General features: G+C 62.7%; 12 protein-coding genes. All 12 read right to left on the bottom strand.

The window, feature by feature from the left end; genetic code table 11:
- Positions 1-2: 2 nt before the first annotated feature.
- A complete protein-coding gene (locus R3355_RS06915) occupies positions 3-1547 on the bottom strand; it encodes an MBOAT family protein (protein ID WP_318960610.1) in 1545 nt (514 codons plus the stop codon).
- Positions 1548-1750: 203 nt separating this feature from the next.
- A complete protein-coding gene (locus R3355_RS06910) occupies positions 1751-2848 on the bottom strand; it encodes a mannuronate-specific alginate lyase (RefSeq protein WP_318960609.1) in 1098 nt (365 codons plus the stop codon).
- A gap of 7 nt (positions 2849-2855) precedes the next feature.
- Positions 2856-4304 carry an alginate O-acetyltransferase gene (locus tag R3355_RS06905; RefSeq protein ID WP_318960608.1) on the bottom strand — a complete coding sequence of 483 codons (1449 nt, stop codon included), beginning with the start codon at positions 4302-4304 and terminating at the stop codon, positions 2856-2858.
- A 15-nt stretch (positions 4305-4319) separates the two neighbouring features.
- Positions 4320-5927: a mannuronan 5-epimerase AlgG gene (gene algG, locus R3355_RS06900; RefSeq protein ID WP_318960607.1), complete on the bottom strand. Its 1608-nt coding sequence runs from the start codon at positions 5925-5927 to the stop codon at positions 4320-4322.
- A 10-nt stretch (positions 5928-5937) separates the two neighbouring features.
- Positions 5938-7440, bottom strand: coding sequence for an alginate export family protein (locus tag R3355_RS06895; RefSeq protein ID WP_318960674.1), 1503 nt, complete (start codon positions 7438-7440; stop codon positions 5938-5940).
- 14 nt (positions 7441-7454) lie between these two features.
- Positions 7455-8843, bottom strand: a complete 1389-nt coding sequence (algK, locus tag R3355_RS06890; RefSeq protein WP_318960606.1) for an alginate biosynthesis TPR repeat lipoprotein AlgK — start codon at positions 8841-8843, stop codon at positions 7455-7457.
- Between the two features lie 13 nt (positions 8844-8856).
- Entirely contained in the window at positions 8857-10023 is a 1167-nt protein-coding gene (locus tag R3355_RS06885) for a PilZ domain-containing protein (protein ID WP_318960605.1), read from the bottom strand.
- A 43-nt stretch (positions 10024-10066) separates the two neighbouring features.
- Positions 10067-11554: a mannuronan synthase gene (alg8, locus tag R3355_RS06880; RefSeq protein ID WP_318960604.1), complete on the bottom strand. Its 1488-nt coding sequence runs from the start codon at positions 11552-11554 to the stop codon at positions 10067-10069.
- 132 nt (positions 11555-11686) lie between these two features.
- The gene (locus tag R3355_RS06875) at positions 11687-12997 is read right to left on the bottom strand and encodes a UDP-glucose/GDP-mannose dehydrogenase family protein (RefSeq protein WP_318960603.1); all 1311 of its coding nucleotides are present in this window, start codon (positions 12995-12997) and stop codon (positions 11687-11689) included.
- 619 nt (positions 12998-13616) lie between these two features.
- Entirely contained in the window at positions 13617-14396 is a 780-nt protein-coding gene (gene yaaA / locus R3355_RS06870) for a peroxide stress protein YaaA (RefSeq protein ID WP_318960602.1), read from the bottom strand.
- A 381-nt stretch (positions 14397-14777) separates the two neighbouring features.
- Positions 14778-15665 (bottom strand): 3-hydroxyisobutyrate dehydrogenase, encoded by an 888-nt coding sequence (mmsB, locus tag R3355_RS06865; RefSeq protein ID WP_318960601.1) that lies wholly within the window; start codon positions 15663-15665, stop codon positions 14778-14780.
- Positions 15666-15758: 93 nt separating this feature from the next.
- Positions 15759-16862, bottom strand: coding sequence for an enoyl-CoA hydratase/isomerase family protein (locus R3355_RS06860; RefSeq protein WP_318960600.1), 1104 nt, complete (start codon positions 16860-16862; stop codon positions 15759-15761).
- Between the last annotated feature and the right edge of the window lie 19 nt (positions 16863-16881).

Below are 16881 nucleotides of genomic sequence, written 5' to 3'. Positions count from 1 at the left end.
ATTCAGAATTGGAAATAAAGAAAGGGGGAGTAGCTCTGCGCCGAGAGCTTCAACAGCGAGGCGCAGAACAGCAGCAGCAACGCGCCACGTACCAGGTAGCGCGGCATGGCGGCGCTCCAGGTGGCTTGTTGCACCAGCACGCCGCCGCTGCCGACCACCAGTCCCTGCTCATCGCCAGGCACGGCCTTGACCATGCGCGACAGGTCGGTCGCCGGCCCATCGGCGCGGGCATCCGGCGCCTTGTGGCGGTAGAACTGGCGCAAGCCGCAAAAGGCCATGACCGCATAGGCCAGTACCAGGGTGGCGACTTGCAGGTCGCTGATGCTGGCGCTGCCCAGTTCGCTGAGCTGCCAGCCCTGGCTGCTGAAGATCGCCGGGCTGAACATGGCGCTGTACATGCGCCAGGCGATGTCCAGGTTCTCGGCGCGGAAGATCACCCAGCCGAGCATCACCAGGAAGAAGGTCAGCAGCCACTTCAGCGGATTGATCACCTTGGGCGCGGCGTTCACCCCGAACAGGCGTTCGATCGTCAGCCACATGCCGTGCCAGGCACCCCAGATCAGGAAGGTCCAGTTGGCGCCGTGCCACAGGCCACCGAGCAGCATGGTCAGAAACAGGTTGCGGTAGGTGTTGAAGGTGCCCTTGCGGTTGCCGCCCAGCGGCACGTACAGGTAGTCGCGCAGCCAGGTCGACAGGCTGATGTGCCAGCGCCGCCAGAACTCGGTGATCGACTGGCTGATATAGGGCTGGTTGAAGTTTTCCATAAAGCGGAAACCCATCATCAGACCCAGGCCGATGGCCATGTCGCTGTAGCCGGAGAAGTCGAAATACAGCTGCGCGGTGTAGGCGATCATGCCCAGCCAGGCGTCGCCGGTGCTGGGGTCTTGCAGGGCAAAGAGGTGGTCGACCAGCGGTGCCAGGCTGTCGGCGATGAACACCTTCTTGACGAAGCCCTGCATGAAGCGGGTGGCGCCTTCGGAGAACTTGTCGAGGCTGTGGGTGCGGTCGGTGAACTGGTCCGCGAGATCCTTGTAGCGCAGCACCGGCCCGGCAATCAGTTGCGGGAACAGGGCGATGAAGGCAGCGAAATTGATCAGGTTTTCCGTGGGTTTGGTGTCGCCGCGGTACACGTCGATCAGGTAGCTGAGCGACTGGAAAATATAGAAGGAGATGCCGATCGGCAGGATCACATGGGTCAGCAGGAACGGCTCGAAGCCGGCGCCTTCCAGCACCTTGTTGATGTTCTCCACCCCGAAGTTGGCGTACTTGAAGTAACCCAGGGTCGCCAGGTTGCCGGCTACGCCCCAGATCACCCAGCGTTGCGCCGCCTTGCTGCGTATTCCGGCGCGATGGATGCGCAGGCCGAAACCGTAGTTCCACAGGGTGACCGCGACGAACAGCAGGAGGAAATCCACTCGCCACCAGGCGTAGAAGGCGTAGCTGCCGATGAGGATCAGCAGGTTGCGATAGCGATTGCTGCTCAAGTAATACAGGCCGAGAAAGATCGGCAGGAACAGGAACAGGAATACGTTGGATGAAAAGACCATCCGTAGATCTCCGTTGAATAACCACTCTTCAGAGGCTCGCAAGCCCCCCTTTCCCCCCGCACGCGGGAGGCTGTTTCAGCGTTCGTATACAGACTTGCAGGTTGCCGCTATTGCTAGGATGGGTTGAGCGAAGCGATACCCATCGACGTTCTCGTCACAGCGCCGCAGCTGTGGGCATTGCTTGGCTCAACCCTTCCATGTAATCAGCTGTCGCTGTCCGGTTTCTGCGGCTCGAACACCCGGGTCACGTTGCCGCCGAGGCGGAAGGTCTTGAACGGGCCCATATCCTGCTTGAGCTCCTCGGTGTCGGCCGGGCAGGCATAAAGCGTGCAATAGGGCGCCAGCCAGGAGTATTTGTTGTCCTTTTTCAGGTCTTCCATGTCCTGTTTTTCGCCGGTTTTGCTGGCGAAGTCGTCTGGGTCATTCACCCCGTCCAGTACCCGTTCGGCCAGGCGCTTGAGCGCGCCCTGGTTTTCCGGACGCAGATCCACGGCGTTGGCCTGGGCGAAGCTGGCGATCATCGCCAGCGGCGGCAGGGCATAGTTGTGGTAGGCCAGCGCCCGGTGCTTGCGCTTGATTTCATTGGGCAGGAAGCCGTCTTCATCGACCTGGTTGGCGGCCACGCGGAACTGCTCGACGGACCAGTCGAACAGGTCGCGGCGGTCGAGCGCCACGGCAGCCGCCATCACCGACCAGGCGGTCCAGTAGGAGTGGTTGTTGATCTTTTTCAGCGGCAGGTCGCTCCAGTCTTTCACCGCCTGGTCGGCCAGTTTGGCGAACCAGGACTCGATCACCTGGACTTGCTGCGGGTAGGCGGCCAGCGGCTTGGATTCGGAGAATTTCAGCTGCAGGTAGGCGCCGGCCATGCTGCCCAGCGCCCATTTGCGCATCGACTTGCCGGTATGGTTGTAGTCGGTGGAGAGCAGTGCATCGGCTTCGGCCCAGCTGCTCAGCCAGTTCATGGCACACGCCAGCTGCTCCGGTTGGCCGTCGCGCAGGTAGTGCATGACCTGCTTGTTGAAGTCCTTTTCCAGGCGGGTGATGCCAGCGGTCTGCTTGCGAAAGGCCTTTTCCGCTTTTTCGTTCAGCGTCGCGCGGGCCTTGTCCGAGCCCTTGTATTTGCTGGTGAATTTCAGCGTGCCGGTGTAAGGCGTGGGTACGCTGGGGCAGGCTTTCGGCTCGCCCTTGCGGGTTTCCACCGGCGCGTAATAGCCCTGCGGCGGGCGCAGGGCGGCATGGCTGGCGGAGGCCAGGAGCATGGCGCCGAACAGGCAGGGCAGGGTCAGTTTGCGTATCAGCATAGGTACCTCAGGAGTCGGTTGCAGCTTGTGCGGTGAGCTTCGCCGGGCTGGAGAAGTCGTTGCGCTTGCAAATCTGCACCTCCACCTCGAGCGGCTCGCCGGTGCCCGCTGGCGCCATGATTTCCAGGGCGAAGAAGTTCAGGTCGGCCCAGTCGCTTTCATCGCGCATTTCAAAGGCGAAACGGCCGTCGGTGTCGTCGGTGTTGGGCTTCTCGAGCTTGACCTTTTCGCGGCGTCCGGTGAGATACCAAAGGGTGGCCTCGAGGGTTTTTACCGAGGGATCGCTGAAGCGGATGTCCACCTGGTGGCGCTTGCTCGGCAGGGTCAGCAGTTGCCCCTCGCCGTTGACCAGCACCTCGTTGGCACCCGGGTGCAGCTTGGTCTTGCTCGAGAGCAGGACCTCCTTGCCCTCGCAGCCGTTGCCCAGCATGGCCATCATCTGCCGGTGGATCTTGTCCGAGGCCAGGTCATAGAGCGGCGAGAATTCCCAGATCAGCACCTTCGGCGGGCTTTTCTGGAACTCATCGCTGCCCAGGTATTCCAGCATCGAGCCTTCCAGGCCGCCGCCGGCAAAGGCGACGTTGAGCACGTCGGCGCCAATGTGCTGTTCGAGAAAGCCGCCGAAGTTGTAGTTCGGGCCGCTGTGGCTGGTGCCCACCAGGGTGATCTGCGGGGTCGCGCTGTCGCCGAAGAGTTCGTCGCTGCCGCTCTCGTCCTTGGGCTCGGTGGCGAACTGATCGACGTACTGGGGGGCATAGACGGTGCCGCAGAGCTGGGTCGCCACCTTCTGCATGGTGCCGGTCTTGCCCATCAGGCCGATGCGCTGGCTGACGAACTCCTTCTGCGGGATCTCCTCGAAAGCGGGGATGCGCTTGACCGTTTCGGCCACCAGACGCGCCGTGCGATCGGCGCCGTAGGGGGTCCAGTGCTGGTCGCGGCGGAAATAGAAGGGCTGCTCTTCCTGCTCGTCGGTCAGCGGCGAGAGGTCGGGTACCCTGAGGCCGATCTCCTCGAAGCGGGCCAGGGCCTGGCGATAGTTGCGCAGCGCCAGGTCGTAGTCGAAACGGCCCTGGTCTTCAGGCTTGAGCTTGCTGCGGTTGACCAGGCCACGGGTCGGTTGATAGACCACCACCAGCTCCACGCCCCGGCTCTTGAAGGCATCGCTCAGCTGCTTGAGCATGCGGTAACCCTCGGCGGTGGTGCCGAACTCGGTGCGCAGGTCTTCCTGGGTGCGGAACAGCCAGGCGTCCTGCGCATCGATCAGGGTGGTGAAGTTCTTCATGTAATTGGTGGTGTACCGGCTGGCGTCATGGGCCGCCGGGCACAGGGAGCAGCAGTCCTCCACCTGGTATAGCGGAGCCTTGGCCTGTTCTTCAGCCTGCAGCCCCGAGGCGGCCAGGCAGATCGCCGCCGCCAGAGGGCAGAGGCCAATCCATTTGCTATCACGCACTTTCATAGAAACTGCCTCAAATTAGTTGTGCAGGTCGGCCTGGTTCTCGACCGGGTCGATGAGAACGGCCAGCTTGCGTCGCACCAGCATGTCGAGAATTTCATCCTGGCGTTCACCGAGGATGCCGGAGAAGCTGATGCCGGTACTCTTGCTCGGCGCGAGCATGTCCACGCGGTACAACTCCACGGACAGCGGCGAGTCGATGTTCAGGGGGCTGGAGCCGTTGGCGGCGAGCTTGCCGCCGACCAGGATCAGCGACACTTCGGTGTCGAAGGGGTCGAGCCCGAGGTCGCGGTCGGTGTCGGAGAGATCCTTGATGTGGCCGTATATGCCGGTCAGTCCATTGGCCGCCGAGATGTTCTCGTACAGGCGAATATTGGTGCTGTTGCGCAGACGGATGCCGTGGCGGGCGTTGTTCAACACCTTGTTGCCCCACAGCAGGTTGTCCGAGCTCTCGTAGATGGTGATGCCGTCGCTGTGGTTCTGGTACACCTCGTTGTAGGCCACCAGGTTGCGCACGCTGTTACGGTCGAGGACGATGCCCGATTGCTTGTTGTCGTAGCTCTTGTTGTTGATGATCCAGCTGTCATCGACCTCGCGGGAAATGATGATGCCGTGCTTCTTCTTGGTCCCGTGCACGGTGTTCTCGGCGATGATCAGGCCGTGGGAACGGTCATGCGGGTCGATGCCGTAGACGATGTTGTCGCGGTAGGTATTGCCCTTGATCACCACGTTCGCGGCTTCATAGCAGTAGAAGCCGTACCAGTGGTCGACGAACTCCGAGTCGATCAGCCAGCCGGTCGGTTCCGCACGCTTGAGGCGGGCCTGCATGCCGGGGGTGTACTGGGTGATGCTGACGCCATAGGACTTGCTGTTGCTGTAGCCCAGGCTGGTGAATACGCTGCCCGAGATATACAGCTCGCTGCCGCCCCAGGACACTAGAAACGGGCGGAACTCGTTACCGTTGCCATCGCGCAAGCTGGCCGGGCCGTCGTCTGCCTCGCGCCAGCCGGTGAGTTTGGTGTCGGTGAAGAACAGCTGGCCATCGTTGACCATAAAGCTGCCGCGCTCCTGGGACAGGCGCAGTTCCTCGGTGTCCTTGCCCACGTGCAGAGTCGCGCCCTGGGCCACGACGATCGGCAGGCGCGCCAGGTAAACACCCGGCTCGACCTCGCTGAATTGGCTGTCCGGCAGGGCCTTGGCGATGTCCTGCGGGGTGACATAGCCGCCCTCGATGAAGATCGCATGGGGCATGCCGTTCTGCCGCTTGATCCATTCACGCAGGCGTTCGTTGCCGCCGATGAAGTCCTTCAGCGCGTCCTGCCGCAGCATGCGCCGCACCACCACCTTGCCGCCGGGCTTGCGCTCGATCTTGGCCTCCACGGCGGCCGCGGTGTAGCCGCTGAGATCGGGCAGCGTGGGCTCATCCAGATGCAGCTGCTCGACGGGTACGCTGGTCACCGTGTAGTTGCTGGTTGCCTTGAGTGCCCTGGTCGTCGTCTTGTCGCCCTCGAGCGCCGGCGCCGCTTGCACCCAGGGCGCCGCCAGCTGCAGCGCGCCAAGCAATAGGCCGCTGCAGAGCAGACCTGCTGCACAGCCTTGTTTGAGTTTGCCTGGTCGTTGCTTCATGGCGTTGTCCTCAGTATTTCCAGATGACGTCGACGAAGGCGCGATGCATCAGCGAGTCGCTGTCGTTGCCGTAGGCATCGCCGGGCTTGAACACGCCACCACGAAAGCGCACCAGGGCTGCCGGCTCGTCGATCGCCTGGCTCATCGAAGCAGGCAGCAGGCCCTGCTTGAAGTACTTGGTGGCCACCAGGTCGAGCTCCTGGCCGATGTCTTTCTCGCCATCGATCAGGTCCACCTGGGGCACAGTGCCGATGCCGTCATGCAGGGGATCATCGATACGCGCGTTGATCCCGCTCCGGCCGATCTGCTGCTGGTCATCGACCCGCCAGAACTTGTGGTAGACCAGGCTGGCGTCATAGTCCTCGGCCAGCTGCCAGGAGCCGAACAGGGTGGCCGACTGCAGGTTGCTCAGCTCGCCGCGAAAGGCCTCGCCGTAGCGATGGACCCTGGTACGGGTGCCGGTGAAGGCGGAGCGGTTGCTTTGCAGGCCGGTCTGGCGATAGCTGCCCGTGCCGTTGCCGTCGTCATCGCCGCTGCCGCTGCCCCGTGCGTAGGCGCCGCCGACTTGCCAGTTGGGATCCAGGCGAAAGCGCAGACCCAGGTCGGTGCCCCAGGCGCTGACGCTGTCGCTGTTCTTGCCGGTGGCGATTTCCTGGCCGTTGTCGATGCCGCGCGTCAGGTCTTCGCGATCGCCGGTCAGCGAGGTGAGGCTGGCCCAGTAATTGACCGGCTTCTGGTTGCGGAAGTTGTAGGCATCGCTATGGGCTTGCACACCGAGCCAGGTCAGCTCGCCGGTAGCGCGCTTGTCCAGGGAGTCGATCGGTTCGCCGGGATTGGCCAGCTTGCCGTCATCGCGTGAGTGATGGGCACTGAGGCCGAGCCAATGGCCCGGTCGCCACTGGGTCGCGACATCGCCGAACAGATGCAGGCGATCCTCGTCTTCCGGCGCCAGTTCGTCGAGGTCGGTGCGGTAGTCGCTGAATCGTTGCGCGGCGCCGAGGCTGGCACGCAGCAGGGTGGTGTCGAAGGTCCAGTTCAGCGCTTCGATATTGGTATCGCGCCATTGACTGTCATCGTTGCGCAGGCGCTGGCGGCCCAGGCGCAGGTGTTCGCCGGGGTAGTCGGTGAGGCCGGCGTAGTCGACCCAGAATTCGCGCAGGGCCAGGTAGTTCTTCTTCCGCTCGCGGCCATCGGCCTGGGAGTCGCCGGCCAGCTCGGGGTCGGAAGACTCCAGGGTGTCGGTCTCGATAATGTCGCTGGCGACTACCGCCTGGCCCATGGCGAAGGCGCTCCAGTCACCGCGCTGGCCGTAGAGCCAGGGGCGCAGGTCGACACCGATACCGTTGACGTCGCCACCTTCGCGGGTGCCGAGGTCGCGGTCATCTTCCGATTGCGCAGTGATCTTGATGTCGAGGCCGAAGTTGTCGTCGCTCATCTGTACCGCCCATACCGGGCTGGCGGAGAGTAATGACACGCTCAGGCCCAGGCCTGCGCTGATCTTGTTGAGTTTCATCGCGTAGTCCTTGTTCATTGGGTTTGCGCCTGTAATGAGGCTTGGGCTTGCAAGGCGTTGCCGCGCACTTGGCGTTCATCGCGCAGCAGTTGCTCGGCGCGGGTACGTTGGGCCGGTTGCAGTTGTTGCTCGATCTGCCGCGCCAGTTCGATGGCTCGCGGGGTGTTCTTCGGCAGCGCCAGTTGGCTGAAGACGAAGGCGTTGACCGGGTCCGGACGTATGCCTTTGCCCTGCGAGTACATCTGGGCGAGGGCGAAGTCGGCGCTGAGCTTGCCGTTACGGGCGGCGCTGAGCAGGTGGTCGAGGGCTTTCTGCGGATAGACCTCGCCGAGATAGCCGCGCAGGTAGATCTGGCCGAGGAAGTAGTTGGCGCTGGGTTCACTGGGCGCGGCCTTGCGCAGATGCTCTTCGGCCTTTTGCGGATCCTGCGGTACCAGCTTGCCTTCGTAGTGGAGCCGGCCGAGCAACAGTTCGGCACGCGGCAGCGCCGCGGCACGGCCGTTGTCGAGGTAGCCCATCATGGTCTCGATGTCGCCCAGGCCCGGGTAGTCATAGAGCAGGCGCGCCAGGCTGACCCAGGCGGCCGGATAGTCCGGGGCGATGGTTTCGAGCAGTTCCTGGGCTTTGCCTTCGTCCGGCGTACCCAGTTCGGCGTCGGCCAGCACGTCGGCGACGGCATCCACCCGCTGCGGGGCCACGGCAGCGCTGCGGTAGCCCGCCATCAGGCGCTGCAGCAGGGCCTTCTGTTTGTCGGCCTGGCCTTGCTTCTGGTACACGGTGGCCAGCTCGACGTAGCAGACATCGGCCTCGGCGATCAGGCCCTGGCAGATCTGTTCGATTTCGTCCAGATGCTGGTCGTAGTTGCCCTGGGTGCGATAGAGCAGGACTTGTGCCAGATCGGCCTGGATATGGCCTTGCTGGCGCCAGGTGGAGATGCGTTGTTGGACGTTCATACCGGGGAAATCCTGTGGGTATTGCAGGTAGAGCATGACCAGCGGCAGCAGGCTGCTCGGTTCACCCGCGGTGAATGCGTCATTCAGCAATTCGGCCGCTTCAAGGCGCTCGGCCTGGCTGGGATTGACCTTGCGCGCGAGTAACTTGCCCAGGCGCGCCTTGGCCCGCGGCGACTCGTCCAGGGCCAGGCGGTAGGTCTGCTCGGCCTTTTCCAGGTCTTGCGGCGTGCCGCCGGCGACTTGCAGGTCGGCCAGGCCGACCTGCGCATCGGTGTAGCCCAACTCTGCCAGTTGGCGGTAGTTCTGCTCGGCGATGCTGGTGTCGCCACGCTTCAGCGCTTCGGCGGCCAGGCGCTCGTCCGGCAGCCCGGCGCAACCGGCGAGGGTCACGGCCAGGGAAAGCGCCAGCAGGGGCGCGGCATGCATGAGACGGGGGGCGATAGTCGCCATTGCTGAATCCTCCTTAGAGACCTTTCGCCAGGGCTTTGTCGAGCAGCCAGTCGAACGACGGACCGCGATCGAGGATGACTTCGACCGGCTGGCCGGCGAGGCTGCTGTTGAGTTTCTGCTCCGGTTCGATGATCACGCGGATATCCGCCGACAGGCCGCCTTCGTGCAGGCTGCTGCTGACGATCTCGCCGTAGCGGGGGCTGTCTTCGCCGGCCACCCAGAAGCTGGCGCGGCTACCCGGGCGAGCCTGGGCGAAGTTGCGGTAGGGGAAGCTGGCCAGCACCGTGGCCTTGGTGTTCTGCGGCACCAGTTCGAAGATCACATCGCCCTTGGCGGCGAACTGACCGTCGGCCACCAGCTGACGGGCCACCTTGCAGTCGCACGGGCTGGTCAGGGTGCCTTTCATTTGCTTGCCGAACAGCTCTTCGACATTCTCCGGGGTCATTTGCTCATCGGTCAGGTGACCCTTGAGCATCTCCAGCATGCTGGCGGAGAAGGTGGCAATGGGCGCGCCTTTCGCGACGATGGCCTCCGGCTCGATCAGGCTCTGCACCATGCCTTCGCGCGGCATGGTCACTTGCAGGCTGGATACGTTGACCATGCCCGATTCGGCGTGGGTGACGAAGTAGATGCCGTAGACCGACTTGAAGATATAGCCGAAGGCGGCCAGACCAACCAGGAAGATCGCCAGGCTGAAGGTCACGGCCTTGAACCGGCCGAACACGCCCATGCCGGAGCCGCCGGCGCCATTCTTGCGCGCCTTGGTGAAGTTTTCCCGCTGCAGGGTACTCAGCAGGTCACCGGCGCTGACCAGTTCGCCGCCGAGGAAGGCGCTGATCAGGTAGCGCAGGGTGGCCTGCTCGCGTGGCTTGATGTTATGGAACTGGCAGCCGACGCGGCCGTCGTCGGCATTCACCGAACGTACCTGGAATTCGATGTCGATGGCCAGGTCGAGGCTGTCCAGCTTGAACTGCAGACGACCCTTATGAAAGTCGCCGACCTGCACCGGCACCTTGCCGGCGCTGAAGCAGAAGCCGCCGGCCGAGATGTCGCCGATGGGCTGGTCGACGCGTTCGCGGTTTTTCGTCAGGTAGCGCAGCACGGCCGGGATCTTGACCCGCGCGTGTTGCCGCTGGGCTTCCGATTCATGGACCACATTGACGTTGACGGCTGTATTCATGATTGCAATTTCCTGTTCGAAAAGGGTTCCGGTCGAGTTCCGGTCACACCAACGCCAGAAGCGTGGCGATAAAGACGCTGGCAGCAGCAAAAGTCATGGAGCGCGAAGACCAGGTGTTGAACCACCGCTGGAAGCTCAACAAGCCGCGATCGAGCTTGGTCGGCTGGCGGGTCCAGGACTGCTGGTCGAGGCGGAAGAACACGTAGATCTTCACCATCGCGCCGACGATCTGGTTGTAATAGAGAATCATCGGGTACGCCGGGCCGATGCGGTGGCCGGTCACGCTGAGCAACAGGGTCAGCGCCAGGCGAGTCAGGCCGATCCACAGCAGGTAGGCGATGAGGATGCCGGCGCCGTACTTGATGCTGGCGATGATCGCCACGCTCATGCCGAGCAGGCTGGTCCACATCGATACCCGTTGATCGAACAACACCACGCTGGTGAACCAGCCGAGGCGGCGAGTGCCCAGGCGCAGGGCGCGGGCGTTCTGCCGCAGGTTGTTGCCGTACCAGCGGAACATCAGCTTGCGGCTGGCCTTGATGAAGCTCTTCTCCGGCGGATGCTCGACCGTATTGATCGCCGCATCCGGCACGTAGAAGGTGTCGTAGCCCAGGCTCATCAGGCTGAACCAGCTCGACTTGTCGTCGCCGGTGAGGAACTGGAAGCGGCCCAGGCGCCAATGGTCGAGGTGATCGCTTTCCACGTCGGCAATGAATGCTGGGTTGGTGACCACCTCGGCGCGAAATACCGACATGCGTCCGGTCATGGTCAGCACCCGCTTGCTCAGCGCCATCGAGCACATGTTGAGGTGGCGCTGGGCGAAGCGCAGCTTGTGCCACTCGCTCATGATGTAGCCGCCGCGTACCTCGCAGAACTCGTTGGTGGTCAGGCCGCCGACATTCGGGAACAGCTTGAACCAGGGCACCGTCTTGCGCACGACACCCTCGCCGAGCACGGTGTCGCCATCGATCACCGCAACCACCGCGTTCTCGTCCGGCATCTGTCGGGAGATGGCGCGAAAGCCGTAGGCCAGGCCGTCACGCTTGCCGGTGCCGGGGATGCGCACGAAGTCCAGCTTGACGTGCTCTGGCGGGTTCATCCGGGTCCAGAGGTTTTTCACCAGCAGTTCATCGGACAGCTCGACGATGGAACACACCATCGTCGTCGGGTAACCGCAGTCAATCGCCTCGCGAATCACCGAGCGGTACACCTGGGCGGTGGTCAACGCGTCGATGCGGAAGCTGGTAACCAGCAGAAACACCTGAGAAGGGTCGGCGTCCTTGCCGAGTTTTTTCACCTTGCGGCGGTAATAGGGGTACACCACATAGAGAAACAGCGTGCCGCGCAAAAAGTGCACCGCACCCATGGAATAACGCCAGATGCCCACAGCGCCGATCAACAGGAGGTAGTCGCGCGACTCGGGGTCGAACACGCTCCTGGGCAGCGCCAACGCGAGCAACATCAGCAGTGATAGGTAGAACATCCAGCCTGCGGCCTCTAGGAGGCCGGTCTTCAGCGTGTTTGTTTGCATATGCATATCCATCGTGTGCGCCGGAGGAACCTTGGGCGAGGGTGCTGCTCGCGCGCCCAAGGTTCGGCTCAACTGGCTGCCAGTCCGTTGAAAAACGACTGCCGCTTTTCAACGGCCTGTCGCAGGCTGGGTTTACCAGCAGATGCCTTCGCAGCCGGTGCGCGAGGCGGTGGGCATGAAGCCGACCAGGTCGACTACGTGCTTGCCGTCGAGGGCCTGTTGCGCCAGGGGCGCGAAGCGCACATCGCCATTGCCGAGGACAATGACCTCGGCGTTATCGACTACCGCATCGAAGTCACTGTTGAGCAGCGAGGAGACATGCGGAATCTTCGATTCGATGTAGTCCTTGTTGGCGCCATAGACCCGGGCATATTCGACATTGCTGTCGTAGATGCTCAGCTCGAAGCCCTTGCCGATCAGCATCTCGGCCAGCTCCACCAGCGGGCTCTCGCGCAGGTCATCGGTGCCGGACTTGAAGCTCAGGCCGAGCAGGGCGACCTTGCGCTTGTTGTAGCTGGAGATGATGTCGAAGGCGTTCTGCACCTGGACCACGTTGCTGCGCATCAACGAACCGATCAGCGGCGCTTCGACGTCGAGGCTGCCTGCGCGGTAAGACAGGGCGCGCACGTCTTTCGGCAGGCAGGAGCCACCGAAGGCGAAGCCGGGCTTCATGTAGTACTTGGACAGGTTGAGCTTGTGATCCTGGCAGATCACATCCATCACTTCGCGGCCGTCGACCCCGACCGCCTTGGCGATGTTGCCGATCTCGTTGGCGAAGGTCACCTTGGCCGCATGCCAGACGTTGCAGGTGTACTTGATCATCTCGGCGACATCGATGTCCTTGCGGATGACCGGCGCGTCGAGTTCGCCGTAAATGCTTTCCAGCAGGTCACCGGAGGCGCTGTCCAGCTCGCCGATCACGGTCATCGGCGGGAAGTCGTAGTCCTGGATCGCGGTGCTTTCGCGGAGGAACTCGGGGTTCACCGCCACGCCGAAATCGACTCCGGCTTTCTTGCCCGAGCAGTCTTCGAGGATCGGGATCACCACGTTCTTCACGGTGCCCGGCAGCACGGTGCTGCGCACTACCACGGTATGCCGTTCGGGCTTGTTGCGCATGGCGAAGCCGATTTCGCGGCACACGCCTTCGATGTAATCCAGTTCCAGATCGCCGTTCTTTTTGCTCGGGGTACCGACGCAAATAAACGAGACCTCGGTGTCACGAATAGCATCGGCGACATCGGTGGTGCCGCGCAGGTGACCAGAGTTCAGGCCCTGCTGCAGCAACGCTTCCAGGCCGGGTTCGACTATTGGCGACTTGCCATTGTTTATCAGGTCGATTTTAGTGGCCGATATATCGACGCCGACCACATCATGGCCGCGGGCCGATAAACAACCGGCGCACACGGCACCCACATAACCCAAACCAAAGATACTGATTCGCATCGTATTACCTCGTCTATTGCACAATTTAATAGTGGCTTATTGGCCACGATCGTTCATTCAACTCAGGTCGACGGGGCGACTGAATTAATTTAGGCATGAGAAATATCTGGCATCCGCAAAGGAGGCCTGAAGGGGGCTTTTAATATGAAATCTGCCCTGTACTGCTGCTGAGCTGCTGGCCTGAGAGGCTCTGGCTCTTGGGTCTCAGTGGATTATTCGAGCAGTGAGAAGTTCTCCTGTAATCTCGTGGCAACATGTATCTGAGTGAAATAACCCGGCGGACTTCTGTCCGACAATTAGCGGCAGGTTGGGTCACTCATAAGTTGCATGGAATAATTATGTTACGTCGGTAAGAGTGTGCGGTTTTTCTTATAGTTCCTGCCGGTCGTCCTTTTTTTCAATGGAGGCGCTATTTGGGGGGTGACAAGTAATTGCAAATTGATAGCAATCTATAATCACGGATTTGCCATGCGTGCGCGGTGTATTAAGTGCTCGGAAAGTTCAATGTGACAGGTGTTAATTAATTAACCAGGTTGTTTGTGCCGGTATTTGCTTGCCGCTGGGCAGGTGTCCACGGGCCGTGCGGGCGGCCCGTGGCGGGGGGGAGGGGGAGGCAGGATCAGTCTTGCGGGAGGTCGCGCAGAAACACCAGCTTGTCGGTTTTCGAGTGCTCCGCCGAGTAGCGGTAGCCCTGTGCGGTGAAGTCCTTGAGGCCCTCGGTGTCGCTCAGGCGTTGTTTGATCACATGGCGTGCCATCAGGCCGCGGGCCTTCTTGGCGTAGAAGCTGATGATCTTGTACTGGCCATTTTTCAGGTCCCTGAATTCGGTGTCGATGATTCGCGCATTGAGTACCTTGCGTTTCACTGCACTGAAATACTCGTTGGAGGCGAGGTTGAGCAGCACCTCGTCGCCCTGGGCGGCCAGTGCGTCATTCAGCCAGCCACTGATGCGCTCACCCCAGAAGTCGTAGAGGTTGTTGCCGCGTGGGTTGGCCAGCTTGGTGCCCATCTCCAGGCGATAGGGCTGCATCAGGTCGAGCGGGCGCAACACGCCGTAGAGGCCGGAGAGCATGCGCAGGTGGGTCTGGGCGAAATCGAAATCGGCTTCACTGAAATCTTCGGCGTTGAGGCCGGTGTAGACATCGCCCTTGAACGCCAGCAATGCCTGCTTGGCGTTTTGCGGGGTGAAGGTCCTGGTCCAACTGCCAAAGCGCGCGGCATTCAGGCCGGCGAGCTTGTCCGACAGGTGCATCAGTTCGGCAATCTGCATGGGCGTGAAGTCGCGCAGTTGGGCGATCAGGTCCTGGGCGTGGTCGAGGTGCTCGGGTTGGGTATAACGCTGGGTTACCGGCGGCGTCTGGTAATCGAGGGTCTTGGCCGGGGAAATCACCATCAGCATGCAGGTCTGCTCCTTAAAGTAATGGTCGCGATTTTAGAGGCTGTTGAGGTTTCAAAGCGAGCCGCAACGAAACCTTAACCGAGCCAGGGAGGCTGTCCGAGAACAGGCTGACCTACTGTGCAAAAGCCGCTGCATTCGGTGCAGGGGCATTTTTTGCGCTCTTCTTCGTTAAGCAGAGCGACTGTTCGCGGGGCGGCCCGCCGCCTCAAACCGAAATCTCGGAGCACGGTCTTCCCCAGCTACGGCCGCTATTCTCCGACGGCCTCCTGGACGCTGGGTGCGTTCTTGACCACCGGGTTGTTTGCTGAGAGCAGCATGGCGTCCTTGCCGTGGGGGAGGGGGCACTCTCGGGCGGCGCGGATCAATTCGCTCCTGCGGCGGTTACTCGCTGACAAACAGCTGCTGCACCACCGAGAAGTCCTGTTGGCCCTTGCCCTGCTTGAGCAGCAGGCGGTAGATCTGCAGGGCCAGGGCGCCCATCGGCGTGCTGCTGGCAGTGACCTGGGCGGCTTCCTGAGCCAGGCCGAGGTCCTTGGCCATCAGCTCGGCCATGAACCCGCCCGAGTAGCCTTTGGAGGCCGGGGCATTCTCCATCACTCCCGGCCAGGGATTGTATTTCTCCAGGGTCCAGTTGCCGCCGGAACTCTGCCGCATGATCTCGGCCAGCACGGCCGGCTCCAGGCCGTTGGCCACGCCCAGGGCCATGGCTTCGGCGGTGGCGATCATCTGCACCGCGAGGATCTGGTTGTTGCACACCTTGGCCACTTGGCCGGCCCCATCGGGGCCGGCGTGGAAGATGTTGCTGCCCATGGCGGCGAAGAGTGGGCGGGCTTTTTCCAGGGTGCTGGCCTGACCGCCGATCATAAAGGTCAGGGTGCCGGCGGCGGCGCCAGCGGTACCGCCGGAAACCGGCGCATCGAGCAGTTCGATGGCGTGGTCGGCGGCGGCTTTATGCACCTTGCGCGCCGACTCCGGGGCGATGGTCGAGCACTCCAGCACCAGGGTGCCGGGTTCGAGCAGGTTGAGCAGGCCTGCGTCGCCCAGGTACAGGCCTTCGACGTGCCGGCTGGCCGGCAGCATGCTGATCACCACGTCGGCGCCTTGCACGGCGTCGGTGGCACTGCTGGCGGCTTGCGCCCCTTCCTTGGCCAGTTCGTCGATGGCAGCTTGCACCAGGTCGAAGACTTTGAGCTTGAAGCCGGCCTTGAGCAGGTTACGGGCCATGGGCAGGCCCATATGGCCGAGGCCGATAAACGCTATCTGGGACATGGTTGTTGTTCTCCTCGTAGGGTGCGCCGTGCGCACCGGGCTTCCATGGGGTGGTGCGCACGGCCTGGGCGGCCCCGCGCACCCTGCAGCCGGTTACAAATCCGCCAGTGGATGTGGTCCTTCCCAGGTGGCCTCGAAGTGCGACTCGATCACCTCGGCGGGGATGCTCGCCACATCCGGCCAGTGCCAGTGCGGGGCCTGGTCCTTGTCGATCAGGCGCGCGCGCACGCCTTCGGGGAGTTCCGGGTGGCGGCAGCAATTCAGGCTCATGGCGTATTCCATCTGGAATACCTGGGCCACTGACAGGTGGCGGGCGCGGGCGATCTGCTGCCAGACCAGGTGCGCGCTCAGCGGACAGCCGGCGGCCAAGGTCTTGGCTGCGCGCGCCAGGAGCAGGTCGCTGTCGTTGTGCAGGGCGGTGAGGGCGCGCCAGGCGCTGGGCAGGTCAGCCTGGTCGAGCAGCGCGTCGATGCGTTCGCGGCGTGGTAGCCATTGGGCGTCCGGCAGTTCGTCGCGGGCTTCGTGTTCCAGCGCCTTGAGCAGGCTGTGCAGTTGCCGCTGCGGTTGCTCCAGCCAGTTCAGTTGCACCAGCCCTTCGAGCAGGGCGTCCTGCTGGTTGTCGAGCAGAAAGCGGTCGGCCAGGTCCAGGTCCAGCGCATCGCGGGCGTTGATACTGCTGGCAGTCAGGCCGAGAAACAGCCCGAGCTTGCCCGGCAGGCGGGCGAGGAACCAGCTGCCGCCGACATCCGGATACAGGCCGATATTGATTTCCGGCATGCCCAGGCGACTCGATGGGGTGACGATGCGCAGGCCGGCGCCCTGCATCAGGCCCATGCCGCCGCCCAGCACATGGCCGTGGGCCCAGCAAATCAGGGGCTTCGGGTAGCTGTGGATGCGATGGTCGAGGCGGTATTCGTCGGCGAAGAAGCGCCGCGCCAGGGGCGGTACTTCGCCGGGGTGTTCGCGGCACTGCTGCACCAGTTGCACCACGTCACCGCCGGCGCAGAAGGCTTTTGCGCCGTTGCCGCGCAGCAGCACGCAGGCGATGGCCGGGTCATCCGCCCAGGCCGCGAGTTTGGCATCCAGTGCCTCGATCATCGGCAGGGTCAGGGCGTTCAGGCTTTTTTCTGCATCCAGGCTGGCGATGCCGATGCGAAAGCCATGCAGGCTGTGGTGTTCTTCAAAGGTGACATTCATCTTCGCGTCCATCGTAGGG

The organism is Pseudomonas sp., assembly GCF_033723075.1.
Taxonomy (GTDB): Bacteria; Pseudomonadota; Gammaproteobacteria; order Pseudomonadales; family Pseudomonadaceae; genus Aquipseudomonas.
The sequence above is the reverse complement of the archived record's forward strand: the minus strand, read 5'-3'. Positions and strand labels throughout refer to the sequence as shown.